At 73.7% G+C, this 19,913-nt stretch carries 18 protein-coding genes; 10 read left to right on the forward strand and 8 right to left on the reverse strand.

Annotated elements, in window-relative coordinates:
• Window positions 1-77 precede the first annotated feature (77 nt).
• Window positions 78-755: a uracil-DNA glycosylase gene (locus E1266_RS23545; protein WP_132050433.1), complete on the reverse strand. Its 678-nt coding sequence runs from the start codon at window positions 753-755 to the stop codon at window positions 78-80.
• Between the two features lie 244 nt (window positions 756-999).
• Between E1266_RS23545 and E1266_RS23550 the strand changes: the two genes are divergently transcribed.
• Window positions 1,000-2,460, forward strand: a complete 1,461-nt coding sequence (locus tag E1266_RS23550) for a wax ester/triacylglycerol synthase family O-acyltransferase (RefSeq protein WP_132050435.1) — start codon at window positions 1,000-1,002, stop codon at window positions 2,458-2,460.
• Here E1266_RS23550 and E1266_RS23555 read toward each other — a convergent pair.
• The gene (locus E1266_RS23555) at window positions 2,432-3,496 is read right to left on the reverse strand and encodes a transcriptional regulator (RefSeq protein WP_132050437.1); all 1,065 of its coding nucleotides are present in this window, start codon (window positions 3,494-3,496) and stop codon (window positions 2,432-2,434) included. The genes E1266_RS23550 and E1266_RS23555 overlap by 29 nt on opposite strands.
• A gap of 10 nt (window positions 3,497-3,506) precedes the next feature.
• Window positions 3,507-4,430: an NAD(P)/FAD-dependent oxidoreductase gene (locus tag E1266_RS23560; protein WP_132050439.1), complete on the reverse strand. Its 924-nt coding sequence runs from the start codon at window positions 4,428-4,430 to the stop codon at window positions 3,507-3,509.
• Window positions 4,431-4,494: 64 nt separating this feature from the next.
• On the opposite strand from E1266_RS23560, the gene E1266_RS23565 reads away from it, so the two are divergent.
• On the forward strand, window positions 4,495-5,067 hold the full coding sequence (locus E1266_RS23565; RefSeq protein WP_132050441.1) for an XRE family transcriptional regulator: 573 nt from the start codon (window positions 4,495-4,497) through the stop codon (window positions 5,065-5,067).
• Between the two features lie 17 nt (window positions 5,068-5,084).
• Complete coding sequence (locus E1266_RS23570) at window positions 5,085-6,416, forward strand: MFS transporter (RefSeq protein ID WP_243718766.1); 1,332 nt, start codon at window positions 5,085-5,087, stop codon at window positions 6,414-6,416.
• Here the strand turns inward: E1266_RS23570 and E1266_RS23575 are convergent.
• The 4 genes from E1266_RS23575 to E1266_RS23590 all read right to left on the reverse strand — a co-directional run bounded on the left by E1266_RS23575 (window position 6,376) and on the right by E1266_RS23590 (window position 10,866).
• Window positions 6,376-6,978 carry a hypothetical protein gene (locus tag E1266_RS23575; protein WP_132050443.1) on the reverse strand — a complete coding sequence of 201 codons (603 nt, stop codon included), beginning with the start codon at window positions 6,976-6,978 and terminating at the stop codon, window positions 6,376-6,378. The genes E1266_RS23570 and E1266_RS23575 overlap by 41 nt on opposite strands.
• Window positions 6,975-8,243, reverse strand: coding sequence for a hypothetical protein (locus E1266_RS23580; RefSeq protein WP_132050445.1), 1,269 nt, complete (start codon window positions 8,241-8,243; stop codon window positions 6,975-6,977). The genes E1266_RS23575 and E1266_RS23580 overlap by 4 nt, the downstream gene beginning before the upstream one ends.
• Window positions 8,244-8,281: 38 nt before the next feature.
• Window positions 8,282-9,148 (reverse strand): dimethylargininase, encoded by an 867-nt coding sequence (gene ddaH / locus E1266_RS23585; protein WP_347876741.1) that lies wholly within the window; start codon window positions 9,146-9,148, stop codon window positions 8,282-8,284.
• Between the two features lie 134 nt (window positions 9,149-9,282).
• The gene (locus tag E1266_RS23590; RefSeq protein ID WP_132050447.1) at window positions 9,283-10,866 is read right to left on the reverse strand and encodes a PucR family transcriptional regulator; all 1,584 of its coding nucleotides are present in this window, start codon (window positions 10,864-10,866) and stop codon (window positions 9,283-9,285) included.
• 132 nt (window positions 10,867-10,998) lie between these two features.
• Here E1266_RS23590 and E1266_RS23595 point away from each other — a divergent pair, with 132 nt between their 5' ends.
• Both E1266_RS23595 and E1266_RS23600 read left to right on the forward strand, forming a co-directional pair.
• On the forward strand, window positions 10,999-12,252 hold the full coding sequence (locus E1266_RS23595) for an FAD-dependent oxidoreductase (RefSeq protein WP_132050449.1): 1,254 nt from the start codon (window positions 10,999-11,001) through the stop codon (window positions 12,250-12,252).
• Between the two features lie 104 nt (window positions 12,253-12,356).
• Window positions 12,357-13,295, forward strand: coding sequence for a DUF2637 domain-containing protein (locus E1266_RS23600; RefSeq protein ID WP_132050451.1), 939 nt, complete (start codon window positions 12,357-12,359; stop codon window positions 13,293-13,295).
• Window positions 13,296-13,356: 61 nt separating this feature from the next.
• On the opposite strand, the gene lpdA is transcribed toward E1266_RS23600, so the two are convergent.
• Window positions 13,357-14,760, reverse strand: coding sequence for a dihydrolipoyl dehydrogenase (gene lpdA / locus E1266_RS23605; RefSeq protein ID WP_132050453.1), 1,404 nt, complete (start codon window positions 14,758-14,760; stop codon window positions 13,357-13,359).
• Between the two features lie 279 nt (window positions 14,761-15,039).
• Between lpdA and E1266_RS23610 the strand changes: the two genes are divergently transcribed.
• The 5 genes from E1266_RS23610 to E1266_RS23625 form a co-directional block, all read left to right on the forward strand.
• Window positions 15,040-15,669, forward strand: a complete 630-nt coding sequence (locus E1266_RS23610) for a hypothetical protein (protein WP_132050455.1) — start codon at window positions 15,040-15,042, stop codon at window positions 15,667-15,669.
• A complete protein-coding gene (locus tag E1266_RS39910) occupies window positions 15,666-15,791 on the forward strand; it encodes a hypothetical protein (protein ID WP_279436343.1) in 126 nt (41 codons plus the stop codon). Before E1266_RS23610 ends, E1266_RS39910 begins: the two co-directional genes overlap by 4 nt.
• A gap of 229 nt (window positions 15,792-16,020) precedes the next feature.
• Entirely contained in the window at window positions 16,021-17,409 is a 1,389-nt protein-coding gene (locus tag E1266_RS38905) for a family 2B encapsulin nanocompartment shell protein (protein ID WP_132050463.1), read from the forward strand.
• Window positions 17,406-18,809, forward strand: a complete 1,404-nt coding sequence (locus E1266_RS23620) for a family 2B encapsulin nanocompartment shell protein (protein ID WP_243718768.1) — start codon at window positions 17,406-17,408, stop codon at window positions 18,807-18,809. Before E1266_RS38905 ends, E1266_RS23620 begins: the two co-directional genes overlap by 4 nt.
• A gap of 14 nt (window positions 18,810-18,823) precedes the next feature.
• Window positions 18,824-19,913 (forward strand): polyprenyl synthetase family protein (locus tag E1266_RS23625; RefSeq protein ID WP_132050457.1); only part of this gene is annotated, 1,090 nt, incomplete at its 3' end.

The following is a 19,913-nucleotide window of genomic DNA, read 5'->3' on the forward strand; positions in this document are numbered from 1 at the left end:
CCCCCGAGGGCTCCCCGGAGTTCTCCCTGCTCCTCCACCGCCTCCCGGAGGAATGAGCCCGCGGCTCGGTCAGGCTCCTACGGCAGTTTCCAGTCGATCGGGCCTGTGCCCTGTTGCTCCAGGAGCTGGTTGGCCCTGGAGAAGGGGCGGGAGCCGAAGAAGCCGCGGTCGGCGCTGTAGGGGCTCGGGTGCGGCGACTCGATGCAGGGGACGCCGCCGAGGAGCGGCTTGAGGTTGCGGGCGTCGCGGCCCCAGAGGACGGCGACCAGCGGGCCGCCGCGGGCGGCGAGGGCGCGGATGGCCTGCTCGGTGACCTCTTCCCAGCCCTTGTCGCGGTGGGAGCCGGGTTTGCCGGGCATGACGGTCAGCGCCCTGTTGAGGAGGCAGACGCCCTGCTCGGCCCACGGCGTGAGGTCGCCGGTGGACGGCTCGGGGTGGCCGAGGTCGTCGCAGTACTCGCGGAAGATGTTGACCAGGCTCGCGGGGAGCGGGCGGACGTCCGGGGCGACGGAGAAGCTGAGGCCGACCGCGTGCCCGGGAGTGGGGTAGGGGTCCTGGCCGACGATGAGGACGCGTACGCCGTCGAACGGCTGGGTGAAGGCGCGCAGGACGTGCTTCCCGGCGGGCAGGTAGCGGCGCCCGGCGGCGACCTCGGCGCGCAGCCAGTCGCCGGCGGCGGCGATCGTGCCCGCGACGGGCGCCAGCGCGGTGGCCCAGCCGGCCTCGACGATCTCCGGTAGTGGTCGTGCCGTCATGGCGCATCAGCCTAGTGCGATGATCTTGACGTCGTCCGCTTGATGAGGGTTGTGAAGTTTCTTGACCACATCAGGCCGGAAGAACGCAAAATCTTTACAGGGTTGCTTGAAACCTGCCGATGAACCCGGTGATACGTCCTGTTAAGTCCGGGTTACTTCCTATCGGCCCGCGTTGACCTGCCGCCCCCGGAGCGCATAACTCCTAGAGGGTAAGGCACGGCAGGACGAGCGGACGGATGAGAGCATGACCCAGCTGACCACCGTGGACGCCACGTTCCTCAACGCGGAGACCGGCACCACCCACGCGCACATCGCGGGGCTGGGCATCGTCGACGCGACCGCGTGCCCCGGTGGCGGGCTCACCGTGCCGGCCGTCGCCGAACTCGTCCGCGGCCGCGCGCACCTGGCGGCCCGCCCGCTGCGGCAGCGGCTCGTCCAGGTGCCCTTCGGGCTGGACCGCCCCTACTGGGAGGACGACCCGGACTTCGACCCCGCGAACCACGTCTTCGAGGTCGGCCTGCCCGCCCCCGGCACCGACCGGCAGCTCGCCGACACCGTCGCGCGGCTCCACGAGCAGCCCCTCGACCGCTCCCGGCCGCTCTGGGAGATGGTGCTGATCCAGGGCCTCGTGGGCGGCCGGACGGCCGTCTACGTGAAGGTCCACCACGCGGCCATCGACGGCGTGATGGCCGCCGAGACGCTCGCCGCGCTGCTGGACCTGTCGCCCGAGCCCCGCGACCTCCCCGCCGACGAGACGGCCCCCGTCCGGGCGCCCGGCACGGCCGAGATGCTCGGCAGCGGGCTGCTGCGTGCCGCGCTGCACCCGGTCCGCAGCGCCGTGTCGGTCGCGCGCACCGCCCCGTACTTCGCGGAGATCCCCGGCGTCGCGGCGATCCCCGGCCTGGGGATGGTGTCGGCGGCCGTGCAGGGGGTGCTGCGCCGCCCGGCGGCACCGCGGGCACCGCGGATGAGCGCCCCGCCGACGCCGTTCAACGAGCCGATCGGCCGCCGCCGCGCCGTCGCCTGCGGCGAACTCCCGCTGGACGAGATCAAGCAGATCAGGCGGGGGCTCGGCGGCAGCGTGAACGACGTGGTGATGGCGCTGTGCGCGACGGCCCTGCGCAAGTGGCTCGACAAGCGCGGCGACCTGCCGGACCGGCCGCTCGTCGCGGCCGTCCCGGTGTCGCTGCGGCGCAGCGGGGCCGCGGCGGAACCCGGCAACCAGGTCTCGATCATGACGACGCCGCTCGCCACGCACGTCCCCGACCCGGCCGACCGGTACACGGCCGTCCGGCGGGACATGGACACCGCCAAGCGGCGCTTCGTCGGGTCGTCCGGGAACTGGGTCCGGGAGATGAGCGGCCTGCTCCCGGCGCCGATCGCCGGCGCCGCCACCCGGTTCGCGCTCCAGGCCGCGCCGAGCCTGTCGCTGCGGCCGCTCAACCTGATGATCTCGAACGTGCCGGGCCCGCAGTTCCCGCTCTACCTGTGCGGGGCGAGGGTGCTCGGCTACTACCCGATCTCCGTCGTCACCGACGTCACCGGCGGCCTCAACATCACGGTCTTCTCCTACGACGGCAAGGTGGACGTCGGGATCGTCGCCTGCCGCGACCTCGTCCCCGACCCGTCGGAGATCGTCGACCACCTGGTGGACGCGCTGGACGAGCTGAAGGACCTCAGCCGCGAGGCCCTCGCCGAGGACTGAGCTCTGGCACGAGCGTCCGCCGGTGCCGCCACGCCAGAGCGAGCGCGGCGGCGCCGGCCGGTTGCGCGGGGTGCGGGACGGCCCCGTCGAACGGCGCCAGCGACACCTCGCCCTCGTCGTTGACGGACACCAGCCCGCCGAAGAGATCGCCGAACGCGTCGTCGTCGATGACCACGGCGGTGAGGAGGTCGAGCGCGAACGTCAGCGGGTCGACGCCGAGGCCCAGGAAGTACGGCCGCACGCGCCCTCGTTCGCGGGCGGCGGTCATCTCCCGGTGGAACGGCCATTCCGCTTGGACGAAACCGTCCCCGTAGTCCTCGGCCGTTCCGAGCAGCTCTTCCGCGTACTCCCGCACCATGCAGGCCCACATGTCCGGTGGCTCGTCGCCGAGCGGCTGGAAGACGCCCACCGGCATGACCTGGTAGAGGCCCCCTGCGTGCGCGACCTTCGCCGGGTCCCGCCGGTGCAGGACGTACGAGCCGGACGCCATGAGGGTCACCGTCGTGATCGCGGGGAGGGCGGCGCGGCGGGTCAGGTCGCGGGGGTCGCCGATCCGGTCGCGCAGCGGCAGCGCGTGCGCCCCGTCCGTCCCGGCGGCGGCCAGCTCGTGCGCGACGGCCTCGCCCACGTTCACGCCGTCGAAGTACCGGGCGGGGCCGAGCCGCAGCACCGGCGGGGCGGCGGCCAGGAGGCGGTAACTCGGACGGTCCTCGAACACCCGGGGCGGCGCGAGCGCGGCCATGGCCTCGGCGTAGGTGCGGTAGCCGCTCGGCAGCCCGTCGGCCGGGTCGGCGACGGCGGGCGGGCCGGGCCGCGGCTCCCACTCCAGCCGGACGGACTCCAGCGGGACCGGCGCCTCCGGGATCCACTCCGGGCGGCACAGCAGTGGCGTCCCCGCCGCGCGCGGCACGTCCGGGTACAGCGCGCTCGCGGTCTCCCCGAGCGGCCCGCGGGCGGCGTCGAGCGCCGCCCGCCCGGCCCGCCACCGCGCCTCGTCCCCGCTCAGGCCGTCTGCTCCGGGATCGCGGTTCCGCACGCCCGCCAGCCTAGGCGGCGAGCTTCGCGGCGATCTCCGCCTCGATCAGCTCGGCGTTGATCATGGCGCCGGCCATGGCGCCGGCGGAGGCGGCGATGATGACCTGCCCCATCGGGTTGACGACGTTGCCCGCCGCCCACACGCCGGGGACGCTGGTCCGGCCCGTCTCGTCGGCCGCCACGAAGCCGTCGTCGCCGAACGCGCAGCCCAGGTCGGTGGCCGGTCCGGCCTTCGGGACGAACTCCGGGGCGAGGAACACGGCGTCGCAGCCGAGCACGGAGCCGTCCGCGAGCTCGATGCCGGTGACCCGGTCGTCCTCGACGACGACGCGGCTCGCCTCGCCCTCCACGACGCGGATGCCGCGCACGTCCAGGCGCGCGGCCTCCTCGTCCTCCGGGGCCTCCCCGGTGACGAGAGTCACGTCCGGCGACCACTGGCTCAGCAGCGTCACCTGGTGGAGGGACTTCGGGGACGTCGCCAGGACCACGATCCGCTTGTCGCGGACCTCCCACCCGTGGCAGTACGGGCACATCTGCACCTCGCGGCCCCACCTCTCCCGCAGGCCGGGGACGTCCGGGAGGACGTCGGTGACGCCCGTGGTGACCAGCACCTGGCGGCTCCGGAGCCGCGTGCCGTCGTCCAGCGTGACGACGAAGCCCGCGCCCTCCTCGTCCCTGGCGGCGTGCTCGACCCGCCCGTCGATGACCTCCGCGCCGTAGCCGCGGACCTCGGTCCGGCCGGTCTCCAGCAGGACCTGCGGCGGCATCCCGTCGCGGGTGAAGAAGCCGTGCATGTGCTCGGCCGTCGCGTTGCGCGGCTCGCCCGCGTCCACCACGGTGACGGCGCGGCGGGCGCGGGCGAGCACGAGTGCGGCGCTCAGCCCGGCCGGCCCGCCGCCGATGATCAGTACGTCTCTTTCCGCTGTCTCAGTCATGCGAAGAGCGTGCGCGACGGCCTGCGCTCTTGACAAACATCTTTGCCGAACCTGCAATAAGCGCATGGAGACCACGGAGGACGTCCTGGCCGCGGTGGGACCCCGGCTCAGGAGGCTGCGGCAGGAGCGCGGCGTCACGCTGAGCGCGCTCGCCGAGGCCACCGGCATCTCGGTGAGCACGCTGTCGCGGCTGGAGTCGGGCAAGCGGCGGCCGAGCCTGGAACTGCTGCTCCCGCTCGCGCAGGCCCACCACGTCCCGCTGGACGAGCTGGTCGGCGCGCCGGAGGTCGGCGACCCGCGGATCAGGCCGCGCCCCCGCAAGATGGGCGACATGACCGTCCTGCCGCTGACCAGGCGCCCCGGCGGGATCCAGGCGTTCAAGATGGTCGTCCCGGAGACCCGGTGGACGCCCGAGCCGCAGACCCACGAGGGCTACGACTGGATGTACGTGCTGAACGGGCGGCTGCGCCTCCACCTGGCGGGCCGCGAGCTCATCCTGGAGCCGGGGGAGGCCGCCGAGTTCGACACCCGGCTGCCGCACTGGTTCGCCGGCGCGGGCGGGCCGGTCGAGCTGCTCAGCCTGTTCGGGCCGCAGGGGGAGCGGATGCACCTGCGCGCCAGACCCCGCCAGAAATGACATAAACTCGACTATCCGTGCAGACCCTCTCGGAACCCCAGGACATTCCCGCGAAGCAGAAGGCCGCCCCCATCGCGTGGGCCCTGTGGGGTATCGGCGTCCTCGCCTACGCCGTCGCCGTGCTGCACCGGACCTCCTTCGGCGTCGTCGGGCTCGACGCCGTCCACCGGTTCGACGCCTCCGCGGGCATCCTCGCGTCGTTCACCGTCCTGCAGCTCCTCGTCTACGCGAGCATGCAGGTCCCCGTCGGGCTGCTGCTCGACCGCATCGGCCCCCGCCGCATGGTCGCGGGCGGCGCGCTGCTCATGGCGGCCGGGCAGGCGCTCATGGCCGTCTCGTCCGACGTCGGCACCGCCGTGGCCGCCCGCGTCATGGTCGGCGCGGGCGACGCGATGACGTTCATCAGCGTCCTCGGCATCGTCGCGACCTGGTTCCCGAACCGGTACGTCCCCGTCGTCACGCAGCTCACCGGGCAGCTCGGGCAGCTCGGCCAGGTGCTCAGCGCGATCCCGCTCGTCGCGCTCCTGCACGGCCCCGGCTGGGGGACGGCGTTCGGGTCGGCGGCCGCGCTCGGCGTCCTCGTCGCCGTGCTGTCCTTCGCGTTCCTCCGGAACGGTCCAGGCCGCGAGGACGCCCCGTCCCTGCGCGAGACGGGCGTCCACCTGGCCGAGACCTGGCGGCACCCCGGCACGCGCCTCGGCCTGTGGGCGCACTTCGTCACCCAGTTCACCACCAACACGTTCGCGCTGATGTGGGGCTACCCGTACCTGGTGTCGGGGCAGGGGATGCGGCCCGCGACGGCGTCCACGCTGCTGACGCTGTTCGTGCTGGTGAACATCGTGTCCGGCCCCGTCATCGGACGACTCGTCGCCTCCTACCCGCTGCGCCGGTCGTGGCTCGTCCTCGGCATCGTCGGGCTCAACGCCGCGGCCTGGGCGGCCGTCCTCGCCTGGCCGCCGCCCGCCCCCGCCTGGCTGCTGGTGCTGCTCGTGATGTGCGTCGCGCTCGGCGGCCCCGGCTCGATGATCGGGTTCGACTACGCCCGGACGTTCAACCCGCCCGGACGGCAGGGCACCGCCACCGGCATCGTCAACGTGGGCGGCTTCTTCGCCACGCTGGTCACGATCCTGATGATCGGCCTCGTGCTCGACGCCATGTCACCGGCCGGGGAGTTCACGCCGGAGGCGTTCCGGGCGGCGTGGACGGTGCAGACCGTGATCTGGGCCGTCGGCGTCGCGGGCGTGCTGCGGAGCCGCGTGCGCACCCGCCGCCACCTCGGCCTGCCCACCGGGCGGGGTAAGGGGCGGTCTACGGGGCGGCGTCGCAGAAGCCCGCGAGATCCTCGATGACGTCCCGGGCCGGGCCGTCCGCGTCGCGGAGCGCGACGATCGGGACCTCCAGGCCCGGCCGGATCGCCATGAGGTCGCCGACCGCGTCGACCAGCGCCCGCACCACCTGCCGCTCGGGATGGCGCACGGCTCGTTCCACCGCCTCGGCGTAGCGCGGGTCCGCGGGCGGGCGCCGGCCGTCGGCGCAGTTCCAGATGTCGGCCGCCCGCAGCCCGTTCAGCGCGCGGATCATCTGCGTCGACTCGGCCGGCGGCATCGACAGCAGGACGTCGAGCAGGTCGTCCGGCGAGACGGTCGGGACCGCGTCCCGCACGACGCCGAGCGCCTCCTCGACCGCGGCCTCGCCCTCCCCGGTGACGCGCACGACCCGGTGGCCGAGCAGGTGGACCTCGCTGTAGAGGACGAACGCGCCCGCGGCCTGCCAGGCCACCTGCTCCATCTCGCCGAACCCGGCCGTGCTGATCGCCGCGCGGAGCCAGCCGTGCCCGGCCGCCGCCGATTCGAGGACGGCCCGCTCGGCGTGCTTGCCGAGGAGCACCGTCCGCTCGTGCTCGTGGGTCACTCGTCCTCCCAGGTCCCGACCGGGTCGCCGGCCTCGTCCACCATGATCGCCGCGCCGCCGAAGTCGTCGCGGAACGCGTTGAAGGCGTCCGGGTCGGGCGAGTGGTCGAGCAGGGCCTCCAGGGCCGCCAGCTCGCCGGGGTCCCGCTCGGTCAGCGCGAGCTCCTGCAGCAGGAACCGGTGCCCGTACGTGTGCGCGATCATGGCGAGGTTGGCCCGCACCGCCGGGTGCGGATGCGCCGCCCACTCCCGCAGCTCCAGGCAGCGGCGCAGGTCGCCGTGCCAGAGCGCGGCCAGGCAGCGCAGCCCGGCGCCGACGGCGTCGGGGTCGTCCGGGTCGTCGAGGTTGCGCGCCAGGTCCTCCTCGACGCCGAAGTCCCAGCCGGCCAGCACGCCGAGCGCGTCCAGCGGGAGGTCCTCCGGGTACCGCTCGTCGTGCACCTCGTTGATCCGCCGCACCACCGGCCGGTGGGCCTCGGGGGACGGCCGGTACCGCACCGCCGCGCAGACGACCTCCCGCGTGTGGATCTCGATGGACAGCTGCGAGCGGGAGTGCACCGTCCGCCACGTCATCGACGGGACGCGGCCGAGCCCCTGCATGCGGTGCCCGTCCCGGATCGGCGCGTGGTCCAGCAGCCGGGGCGCCGCGTCCCCGCCGGGGAACTCCTCGGGGTAGGGGTCCTCCTGGCGTGCGCTGCCCCACGGCTGCGGGTCGAGGAACTTCACGATCTTCGCGTACCGGTCGAGGGACGGGCCGTCCGCCACCACGAGGTCGTCCGCGGCGGCGGCCTCCCACGGCGGGACGCCCGCCTCCGGCGGCACGTCCGGCACCGTCACCAGGTGGCGCAGGCCGAGGAACCCGCGGACGAACCCCGTCAGCTCGACGCGGGCCGCCGCCGGCGCGGGGAACGGCTCGCCCAGCGCCTCCCGGACGCCCGCCGCGCTCGGCTCGACCGGGATCCACAGCCACGCCGGGTAGAACCCGCCGGGCGCGCACCACAGCACGCCCGGCTCCTCCGGGTCGAAGTACCAGGCCGCCGCGAGCCGCTGCCGCGTCCATCTCCGGACCGTCTCGGGGCCCGTGCCGACGAGCAGCTTGCCCTTGCGCAGCAGCTCTTCCTCGGCGTCCAGGTGCTCGGGGCTCATCGCTCCGGACTCCTCGATGTGCTGCCAGGCCGGCTCCCAGTCGGCGGGATCCAGCCAGTCGACACCGAGCCGCGCACCGGTCAGCCCGCGCCACCAGTCCGGGATCGTGAAGTCGGTCACCGGGACAACGTACCGGCTTCACCCGATATCAGGGCATGTCAGGCGCGGAGTTCGAGCGTGCAGCACTTGGGGCCGCCGCCGGCTTTGCGCAATTCTGACAAATTCACCGGTACGGGGTCGAAACCGTGGTCACGCAGCGTGCCGATCAGCTCCGCGGCCTCCGCGTTGACGACCACGTTCCGGCCGTCGCACACGGCGTTCAGCCCGAGCACGGCCGCGTCCCGCTCGCTCGCGATGACCGCGTCCGGGAACAGCCGCTCCAGCACCGCCCGGCTCCCGGGCGAGAACGCCCCCGGGTAGTAGGCGACGTTGTCGCCGCCGAGCGGGAACAGCGCGGTGTCCAGGTGGTAGAAGCGCGGGTCGACGAGCCGGAGCGTCACCACCGGCCGCCCGAGGAACTCCTGGGCCTCCTGGTGCGCGGCGATCTCCGTCCGGAAGCCCGTCCCGGCCAGGATCACCTCGTCCAGCGTGAGGAAGTCGCCCTCGCCCTCGTTCGTGTACCGCGGCTCCAGCACGTCGGGGAAGCCGTTGTCCTTCAGCCACGCCGCGTACGCGGGCGCCTCCGCGTGCCGCTCGGGGTGCGCGAACCGCGCCCCGTACACGCGCCCGCCGACCACCAGCGCGCCGTTCGCCGCGAACACCATGTCCGGCAGGCCCTCGACCGGCTCGATCAGGCTCACCTCGTGCCCGAGGGCCACGTAGGCGGACCGCAGCGCCTCCCACTGCTCGACGGCCTTCCCGGCATCGGCCCCGCGCGCCGGGTCCATCCAGGGGTTGATGGCGTACGTGACGGCGAAGTGCTCCGGCCGGCACATCAGGAAGTGCCGCCGCAGCGCGGTCCGCTCGGGCACGGCCCGCTCGGCGGTGCGCTCTGCAACGGTGCTGTTCGGCTCCATCGCCGGCATCACGCTCATGCATCTCTCCAGAGGACGTCCGAAGGGAACGACTGAGCGAAAGCCTAGGATCGAAGCGCCCCCGATCCAATGCGCCAACCTTGCGTTGACCAGGTATTTCGTTGCGTCTTAGAGGCACTGTCGCGTCATTCGTTGCGCCGGGCCGCGGGATGGCCGAGCGCGCTGAGCTGAAGGCGGAGGGCCATCCGGAGCCGGGGGGACGCGAGGTCCAGCGCGGACACCTCGGCCATCCTGCGCAGGCGGTGCCGCAGGGTGTTCGGGTGGACGCCCAGCGCCTGCGCGGTGCCCTTCGCGTCGCCGAAGTGGTCGAGCCAGGCGGCGAGCGTCGGCAGGAACGCGGTGCCGTGGCGCTCGTCGTGGGCGCGGAGGTCGGGGAGCGGGCCGCCGAGCAGGCCGGCGTCGACCCGGGCCGCCGTCCTGGCGCGTTCGACGACCACGGCGTCCCAGGCGTCCTCCAGCAGGACCAGGCCCGGGGCGAGGTGGCCGGACGCGACGAGCGCGTCCAGCTCGGCGGCCTCGGCGCGGGAGCGGGGCAGCTCGGTGCGGGAGTGCGCGAGGCCGCCCGCCGCCGCGTACAGGGCGCGGTCGTGGGAGCGGACGCGGTCCAGGACGTGGCGCAGCCACGGCAGTGACCCGGGGTCGGCCTCGCTCCGGGGGTGCGGCCGGTCGGTGAGGACGGCGAAGAGCGCGCCGTCGAGATCGCCGATCAGCGGGCGGTGCCAGCCGAACCGGTACGTGATCGCGTCCCACAGGTCGAGCCGCTGCCGGATGTCCTCGGTCTCGTCCAGGGTGCCGAGGACCACCACCCGCCACGGCGGCGCCGGAGCGGTGATCGGGGCGCCGTCGCGGAGGGCGGCGCGAAGCTGGTCGGCGGACACGCGGCGGGCGACGCCGGCCTCGGCGCGCAGGCGCAGCAGGTGCAGGGCGAGGACCGACGCGAGTTCGGTGAGCCGCTGCACGCGGCCGGGCGGGATCGGCGTCCGCGCCACCACCCAGATCGAGCCGAGCCACTCGCCCCCGGCCCGGACCGGGACGACGAGGCGCGGCAGCATCCCGTCGGGGCTCTCGGGGACGAAGACCGGATCGCTCGACTGCGCCAGCCTGCGGAACACGCCGGAGGCGCGGAGATGGGCGATGACCTGCGGCGGCACCCGGCGGCCGACGATCGTGGAGACGCGGGCGGGGTCGGTGCTGTCCTGGCGCCCGGAATAGGCGAGGACCCGGGAGCGGGCGTCCTCGACGGTCACCGGGGCGTCCGCGATCTCGGCGGCCGCGTCGGCGAGCGCGTACAGGTCGTTGTGGACGTCCTGCGCGCCGACCGGCCCGGGGAGCGGCGCGTAGGCGCGGTCGATCGCGCCGCGCACGAGCCAGACGACGTGCGTCCACGAGGTGTCCGGCTGGAGCTCGACGAGCGCGGGCCGCAGCGAGCGGGCGGCCGCGACGACCGCGGGGTCGTCGGCGAGCGGGGCCTTCAGGACGACGCCGTCCGCGCCCGCGGCGTCGGCCCGTTCGAGCAGCGCGACCGCGTCGGCCGGGCCGGCCACGCCGACGCCGAGGACGATCTCGCCCGGCTGCCCGGCCGCCTCGCCCGGCTCCGCCAGGACGACGTCGTGCACCTGCGAGTCGTCCACCTGCGAGCCGTGCCCGTCCTCGACCGTCCGCAGCAGTCCCGGCCCCAGGGAATCGACGAGATCGGTCAAGCTGATCATCACGCCCCCTCGCCCGAGGTTTGTGCTCTTCACACTACGCGGCCCGCCCTGATTGGCCGAACAGGACAGAGACGCCGGTCACATCCCGGGCGACCATCGAGGTGAACCCCGAACACGAGGAGATGAAAGGGCATGGCTCTCGACACGGGTCCGCGCCGCGTCGCGGTCGTGGGTGCCGGCATGGTCGGTCTGTCCACGGCCTGGTTCCTGCAGGAGCACGGCGCCGACGTCACCGTATTCGACAGGGACGACGTGGCGGCCGGCGCGTCCTGGGGCAACGCCGGATGGCTGACCCCCGGTCTCGCGACGCCGCTGCCCGAGCCGGCCGTCCTCTCCTACGGCGTCCGGGCGGTCCTCAGCCCGTCGTCGCCGGTCTACGTGCCGCCGAGCGCCAGCCCGCGGCTGCTCAGGTTCCTGGCGGGCTTCGCCGCGCACAGCACCGCCGCCAAGTGGCGCCGCGCGATGGAGTCGCTGGTGCCGATCAACGGCCGGGCGCTGCCGAGCTTCGACGCGCTCGTCGAGGGCGGGGTGAAGGCGGAGACCCGCGAGGCCGGGTCCTTCATCGCCGCGTACCGGACGGCCGAGGAGCGCCGCGTCCTCCAGGAGGAGATCGAGCACATCCGCGCCGCGGGCCAGAAGCTGGAGTACGACGTGCTCGGCGGGGACGAGGCCCGCGCGCTGGAGCCCGCGCTGTCCGGCGAGATCGGCGCGGCGATCGTGCTGCGCGGCCAGCGCTTCGTCGACCCCGGGCGGTTCGTGCACGCGCTCGCCGACTCGGTCCGCGACCGCGGCGGCAAGATCCGGCCGGGGGAGCCCGTCCGCGACGTCCGCGACGAGGCCGGCGGCGCCGCCGTCCGCACCGCGGGCAGCGACTACGAGCCGTTCGACGCCGTCGTCATCGCGAGCGGCGTGTGGCTGAACGGGCTGGCCCGGCGGTTCGGCGTCCGCGCCCTCGTCCAGGCGGGCCGCGGCTACAGCTTCAGCGTGCCGGTGGACCGCGTCCCGGACGGCCCGGTGTACTTCCCGTCCCAGCGGGTGGCCTGCACGCCGCTCGGCGACCGGCTGCGCGTCGCCGGGATGATGGAGTTCCGCCGGCCCGAGGCGCCGCTGGACCCGCGCCGGATCAGGGCGATCGTGGAGGCCGTCCGCCCGCTGCTGCGCGGCGCGGACCTGGACGCCCGGCGGGACGAGTGGGTCGGGTCGCGCCCCTGCACCCGGGACGGCCTGCCGCTGATCGGCGCGACCCGGTCGCCGCACGTCTTCGCCGCGGGCGGCCACGGCATGTGGGGCATCACCCTCGGCCCCGCCACGGGACGCCTCCTCGCCGAGCAGATCGTCACCGGCGAGCGCCCGCCGGAGCTGGCGCCATTCAGCCCGCTGCGCTGACGACCTGGGCATTTGGGCGGTTCCTGCACTTTCGTCCGGACGGGCGGCCCCGGCGCGCTACCGTCACTGGGTGATCTAGAACCCGTGGCGGGGGAGGAACGCCGATGGACGAGGTGCGCACGCCGCCGCCGGCGGCCGCGCCGCTGACCCGGGCGCAGAAGGTGCTGGCCGCGACCGGCGGGCTGTTCTTCGCCGGGCTCGCCGGCCTGGGCGGCTACGGCTCGTTCGCCTCCGTCCGCGACGTCGCCGAGCCGTGGTTCGGCGGCCAGGCGTGGATCGTCCCCGCCGGGGTCGACCTGGGCATCCTCGCCCTGGTGTCGGTGGCGCTGCTGCTGGAATGGCTGGCCATGCCCATGCCGGCCCTGCGCTGGATGGCGTTCGCCTTCACCGGCGCGACCGTCTGGCTGAACGTGTCGGCCGCCCACGGCGACGCGACCGGCATGGTGATGCACGCCGCGATGCCGATCCTGTTCATCACGTTCATCGAGGCCGTCCGGCACGCCATCCGGCGCCGCGCCGGCATCGCCGCCGGGACCGTCCGCGAGGGCATCCCGGTCGCACGCTGGCTCCTCGCACCCTGGTCCACGTTCCGGCTGTGGCGCCGCATGGTCCTGTGGCAGATCACGTCCTACCCCCGCGCCCTGACGGCCGAGCAGCGCCGCCGGCACGCCCTGGCGCTGCTGAGCGAGCACTACGGCCGCAAGTGGCGGACCAAGGCGCCCGCGGACGTCGTCTGGATGCTCTCGGACGGCGTCATGCTCGACGAGGCCCTCGCCCGCGTCACCGAGCTCACCGCACCGAAGCCGGAGAAGGAGAAGGCGCCGCCGCCCCGCAAGGCCCCGCAGCGCAAGCCCGCGCGCCGGCAGCCCCCGCGCAGCGTCGCCACCGACAACGAGGCCCGCGCCCTGGCCATCATCGACGCGGAGCCCGACATCACCGGCACCGAGCTGGGACGCCGCCTCGACATCAGCACCCGCCAGGGCCAGCGCCTCCTGAGCCGCCTGACCCGCCCGGCCCCGGCCTCCACGAGCAGCGCGCCCTGACCGGCCGCCGGGCGGACGGCGTCGGGCGCGCCCGCATTCCGCAAGCACGCCCGGACGCGGGTCAGAGGTTGATCATGTGGCCGGCGAGGCCGTGCACGGACTCCTTGATGGCCTCGCCCAGGGTCGGGTGGGCGTGGACGTTGCGGGCCACCTCGTGGACGGTCAGGTCCCACTGCTGCGCCAGGGTCAGCTCGGGCAGCAGCTCGGTGACCTCCGGGCCGATCATGTGGGCGCCGAGGATCTCGCCGTACTTCGCGTCGCTGACCACCTTGACGAACCCGTCGCCCTCGCCCATGCCGAGCGCCTTGCCGTTCGCGCTGTAGGGGAACTTGGCGGTCTTGACGTCGAAGCCCTGCTCCTTCGCCTGCGCCTCCGTCCAGCCGAAGCTCGCGACCTGCGGCTGGCAGTACGTGGCGCGGGGGATCATCACGTAGTCGAGCTCCATCGTCTCGGCGTCCCCGATGGTCTCGGCCGCGACGATGCCCATCGCCTCGGCGGCGTGCGCGAGCATGAGCTTCGCGGTCACGTCGCCGATGGCGTAGATGTGCGGGACGGACGTGCGGCAGCGGCCGTCCACGTCGATGGCGCCGCGCTCGGTGAGCCGCACGCCGGTCTTGTCCAGCCCGTAGCCCTCCACGTTCGGCTGGAAGCCGATCGCCTGCAGCACCTTGTCGGTCTCGATGACCTGCTGGGCGCCGTCCTTGCCGGTGACGGTGACCTTCACCTTGTCGCCCGAGTCGTCGATGGCGTCCACGCGGGTGGAGGTCAGCACGTCCACGCCGAGCTTGCGGTACCGCTTGGCGAGCTCCTTCGACACGTCGGCGTCCTCGTTCGGGACCATCCGGTCGAGGAACTCGACGATCGTGACCTTCACCCCGTAGTTGTGCAGCACGTAGGCGAACTCGACGCCGATCGCGCCCGCGCCCGCGATGACGATGCTCTCGGGCAGCTCCGAGCTGAGGATCTGCTCCTCGTAGGTGACGACCCGCTCGGACAGCGACGTGCCCGGCAGCAGCTTGGTGTGCGCCCCCGCCGCGATGATGCAGTTCTCGAAGGTGACGGTCTCGCTGGAGCCGTCCGACCGGTCGACCTGCAGCGTGTTCGGGTCGGTGAACGTGCCCCGCCCCTCGTAGGACGTGATCTTGTTCTTCTTCATCAGGAACTGGACGCCCTTGACGAGCTTCTCCGACACCTGGCGGCTGCGCTGGTAGGCGACGCCGTAGTCGAACGAGACCCGCCCCTCGACGTTGATGCCGAAGGTCTTCTGCTCCTGGGTGAAGATGTGCGCCAGCTCGGCGTTGCGCAGCAGCGCCTTCGAGGGGATGCAGCCGACGTTGAGGCAGACGCCGCCCCAGTACCTCTCCTCGACGATCGCGGTCTTCAGCCCGAGCTGTGCCGACCGGATCGCGGCGACATATCCACCCGGGCCCGCGCCCAGGACCACGACGTCAAAATGTTCGCTCATATCCATGGACGATATTCGGCGCCGGAGGCACTTGCATCCCGCTCGCGCCGCGGAGCGGCGCGGGGAGGCGGATGTCACGTGCTGTTAGTGTTTCGAACGCCTCCCGCCGGTCAGTGAACCGGGGGAGGCGGGGCGGCGCGGACGACGCGAGCCCGGAGCCGTCCCGGCCGGAGCAGGCCGGCGGCGTCCCTGAAACAGCAGCTCGTCACGGTGGTGGAACACCGCGCCCCGGCCTGATCGTTGTTGTCTTCGTCCTGAGCCGAGCAGAGGAGAAACGGAGTGCGGATCCCGAAGCGCGTCAACACCGTCCTGGACTGGATGGAGCAGCATTCCCTCGCGCTCGGGGCGGTCACCGCGCTGGTCGTCGTCGCCCTGGTGGCGCTGCTCGTCCCGTCCTCGGTGGGCATCCCGGCCGCCTTCTTCCTGCTGGGCCTCGCCCTCGGCGGCTTCACCGTGCACGTGCGGTCGAGCCGCCGCGTGCGCCGGGCCCGCGCCGAGGTCGACAACCTGCTCCGCGAGAACGGCGCGCTGCGGCACCGCAACACCGTCCTCGCCAGCGGCGTGATCACCCGTGAGGCGCAGGAGACGCAGGCCCTCATGTCCATCCCGGAGGACGACCTGCTCCTGGACGAGCCGCCCGCGGCGGACGAGGCCGCCCAGCGCACCGTCTCCCTGGACGAGCTGCTGGACGGCGACCCGCAGACCACCGACGAACTGCCCGAGGAGCTCGCGGACGAGCCCGGCGGCGACGCGCCGGCCCCCGCCGCCGAGGACGCCGAAAGGGGCGTGGGCGCCGAAAAGGACGGGGGCGAGGCGCCGGGCGACGACGACATGCAGCGCACCACCGTCCTCACCGAACTGCCGGACAGCCTCGTCGAAGAGGCCGCGAAGAACTACCGGCGGGCGTGACCGCCTCCCGACCCCCGGTGGCGCTGTACCCGATCCGCAAGCTCCGGGGGACGGCCGGGGTGCCGATCGACGAGGCAGGGGCCGAACTCGTCCCCGAACCGGTGGGTTCCGGGACGAGGTAGCCGCTGGTCCGAGGGCGTGCCGTCCCCGGCCCCGGCCGAACCCGGCGGGACGTCGCGGACAGGTGCGACTTGTGTGGCGCCATGGTCAAGAAGAGGTGCTGCATACCCCGTTGCGATCAGCCGATTACCGTCTGTAGCTTCCCTGTTGGCCGGACTCCGGCCCCTCCTGACACGACGGCTACGAATCGGTGGTGTGCACGTGACCGAACAGCAGGAACACCAGCAGCAGATGAGCCTTGGCACGGCGGCGGCACGGAATCTCGCGACGACGACGAAGTCCGTCCCCCAGATGCAGGGCATCAGCTCGCGCTGGCTGCTGAAACTGCTGCCCTGGGTCCAGGCGGCCGGCGGCGCCTACCGCGTCAACCGGCGGCTCACCTACACGCTCGGGGACGGCCGGGTGACGTTCGTGACCACCGGCGCCGACGTGCGGGTCATCCCGCGCGAGCTGGGCGAGCTGCCGCCGCTGCGCGGCTACGACGACGACCTCACGCTCGACGCCATCGCCGGGCGGTTCACCCAGCAGGAGTACGAGCCCGGCGACGTCGTCGTGGAGCGCGGCCGCCCCGTCGACCGGGTGATCCTCGTCGCGCACGGCAAGCTCAACCGGATCGGCGCCGGCGAGTTCGGCTCGGAGGCCGTGCTCGGCACGCTCGCCAACGGCGACTTCTTCGGCGAGCAGGCCCTGCTCGGCACCGAGGAGGGCGAGGACCGGGAGGAGTGGGAGTACACGGTCAAGGCCGTCACCGCGTGCACGATCCTCAGCATGAGCGACACCGACTTCCAGGAGACGCTCGGCCAGTCCGCCTCCCTGCAGGCTCACCTGGACGTGTACCGGTCGAGTCCGCCGCAGGAGCACAACGAGTACGGCGAGGCCGCGATCGACCTCGCGGCCGGGCACGAGGGCGAGCAGGTCCTGCCCGGGACGTTCGTCGACTACGAGGCATCGCCGCGCGAGTACGAGCTGAGCGTCGCGCAGACCGTCCTGCGCGTGCACAGCCGCGTCGCCGACCTCTACAACGAGCCGATGGACCAGGTCGAGCAGCAGCTCAGGCTGACCATCGAGGCGCTGCGCGAGCGCCAGGAGAACGAGCTGGTCAACAACCGCGACTTCGGGCTGCTGCACAACGCCGACCTGTCGCAGCGCATCCACACCCGCGGCGGCCCGCCCACCCCCGACGACATGGACGACCTGCTCACCCTCGTATGGAAGGACCCGGCGTTCTTCCTCGCCCACCCGAAGGCCATCGCCGCCTTCGGCCGCGAGTGCAGCGCCCGCGGCATCTACCCCGACGCCATCGACGTCGGCGGCAACCGGATCCCGGCCTGGCGCGGCGTGCCGATCTTCCCGTGCAACAAGATCCCGGTCAGCAAGACGAAGACCAGCTCGATCCTGCTGATGCGCACCGGCGAGCAGGCGCAGGGAGTGATCGGCCTGCACCAGGTCGGGCTGCCGGACGAGTACCAGCCCGGCCTGTCCGTCCGCTTCATGGGCATCGACGAGAAGGCCCTCATCTCCTACCTCGTCAGCGCCTACTACTCGGCCGCCGTCCTGGTCCCCGACGCGCTCGGGATGCTGGAGTCCGTCGAGGTCGCCCGCGGCGGTGCCGGCGAGTGACACCGCCGCAGGAGGCTCGGGGCGGGCGGCACGCGCTCGGCACGCGCGCCGCCCGCAACCTCGCGACGACGACCAAGTCCGTCCCGCAGATGCAGGGCGTCAGCCCGCGGTGGCTGCTGCGGCAGCTGCCGTGGGTGCGGGCGGACGCCGGGACCTACCGGGTGAACCGGCGGCTCACCTACCGGCTCGGCGACGGCCTGGTGACGTTCGTCAACGACGGCGCCGCGGTCCGCGTGGTGCCGCCGGAACTGGCCGAGCTGCCGCCGCTGCGCGGGCTGGCCGGCGAGGACGTCCTCGACGTGCTCGCCGGGCGGTTCGAGCAGCGCGAGTACGGCCCCGGCGACACCATCGCGTCGGCGGGCCGCCCCGCCGACGCCGTGCACCTCATCGCGCACGGCAAGGTCGCGCTGCGGACCCCGGGGGAGTACGGCGGCGAGGCCGAGACCGGCATCCTCGCCGACGGGCGGTTCTTCGGCGACCGGGTCCTCCTCGGCGCCGCCGAGGAATGGCCCTGCACGTTCCGCGCGCTGACCCCGACCACCGTCCTCACGCTCTCCCGGGAGGCGATCGAGGAGCTGACCGGCAGGTACGACGCGCTGCGCGCCCATCTGGACGCGTACCGGGACGCCCCCGCCCCGCCGCAGACCGGGCACGGCGAGGCGGCGATCGACCTCGCCTCCGGCCATGAGGGCGAGCAGGTCCTGCCCGGCACGTTCGTCGACTACGAGGCATCGCCGCGCGAGTACGGGCTGAGCGTCACCCAGACGCTCCTGCGCGTCCACTCCCGCGTCGCCGACCTCTACAACGGGCCGATGGACCAGGTCGAGCAGCAATTGCGGCTCACCGTCGAGGCCGTGCGCGAACGCCAGGAGCACGAACTCGTCAACAACCGCGAATTCGGGCTCCTGCACAACGCCGACCTGCGGCAGCGCATCCAGACCCGCGGGGGCCCGCCGACCCCCGACGACCTGGACGAGCTGCTGGCGCGGCGCCGCAAGTCGCGGTTCTTCCTTGCCCACCCGAGGACGATCGCCGCGTTCGGCAGGGAGTGCACCCGGCGCGGGGTGTACCCGTCCACCCTGCCGGTGGACGGGCCCGGGGGGTCCGAGCAGCGGGTGCAGGCATGGCGCGGGGTCCCGATCTACCCCTGCGACAAGATCCCGGTCAGCCCGTCCGGGACGAGTTCGATCCTCGTGCTGCGCACCGGCGAGGACGACCAGGGCGTCATCGGCCTGCACCGCACCGGCATCCCCGGTGAGATCCGCCCGGGGCTGTCGGTCCGGTTCACCGGCATCGACGAGCGGGCGCTGCTGACCTACCTGGTCAGCGCGTACTACTCCGCGGCCGTGCTGGTGCCGGACGCGCTCGGCGTCCTGGAGAACGTCGAGATCGCCCGCTAGGGAAAGGGGACGACATGCCCGTCTGGGGAGACGATCCGGCCGTGCTCCGCTGCGACCACCGCCCGGACGCCGGTGACCGGGGTCCGGACCACGACCCGGGTCCGGAGGAAGACCCGGGTCTGGACGACGGCCGGGGCCCGGAGCCGGACGATCCCCGGACGGGCGGCGCCCGCACGGCGGCCGAGGTCCTCGGCTGGAGCCGCCGCCTGCTCGACCCCGCGCTGCGGGACGCGGTCGAGCGCATGCCGGGCGCGGTGCGCGACATCGCCGCGTTCCACTTCGGCTGGCGCGACGAGCGGGGCCTGCCGGCCGCCGGCGGGGGCGGCAAGGCGATCCGTCCCGCGCTGACCCTGCTCGCGGCGGAGGCGGTCGGCGGGACCGCCTCCGCCGCGCTCCCCGCCGCCGTGGCGGTCGAGCTGGCGCACAACTTCTCGCTCCTGCACGACGACGTCATGGACGGCGACCTCACCCGCAGGCACCGGCCCACCGCATGGACCGTGTACGGCGCCAACCCCGCGATCCTGGCCGGGGACGCGCTGCTCGCCGCCGCCTTCGAGGTCCTCGCCGACGAGCCGTCCCCGCTGATCCCGCGCGCCGTCCGCACCCTCGCCCAGGCCGTCCTCGACCTGGTCGCCGGGCAGAGCGCCGACCTGGCGTTCGAGGAGCGCTCCGACGTGACGCTCGACGAGTGCACGGCCATGGCGGGCCGCAAGACCGGCGCGCTGCTCGGCGCCGCGTGCGCGCTCGGCGCGGCCTACGGCGGCGGCACCACCGGCCAGGCCGCCCGCCTCCGCGCCTTCGGCGAACGGCTCGGCCTGGCGTTCCAGCTCGTGGACGACCTGCTCGGCATCTGGGGCGACCCCGGGATCACCGGCAAACCCGTCCACTCCGACCTGCACAGCCGGAAGAAGTCCCTCCCGGTCGTCGCCGCCCTCACCTCGGGCACCCCGGCCGGCGCCGAGCTGGCCGAGCTGTACTTCCGCGACGGCGACCTCGCCGGCGACGACGCGTCCCGCGCCGCCGCCCTCGTCGACACCGCCGGCGGCCGCGCCTGGGCCGCCACCCGCGCCGCCACCCTCCTCACCCTGTCTCTTATACACACCT

This window comes from Actinomadura sp. 7K534 (assembly GCF_004348575.1).
In the GTDB taxonomy this organism is placed as follows: domain Bacteria; phylum Actinomycetota; class Actinomycetes; order Streptosporangiales; family Streptosporangiaceae; genus Spirillospora; species Spirillospora livida.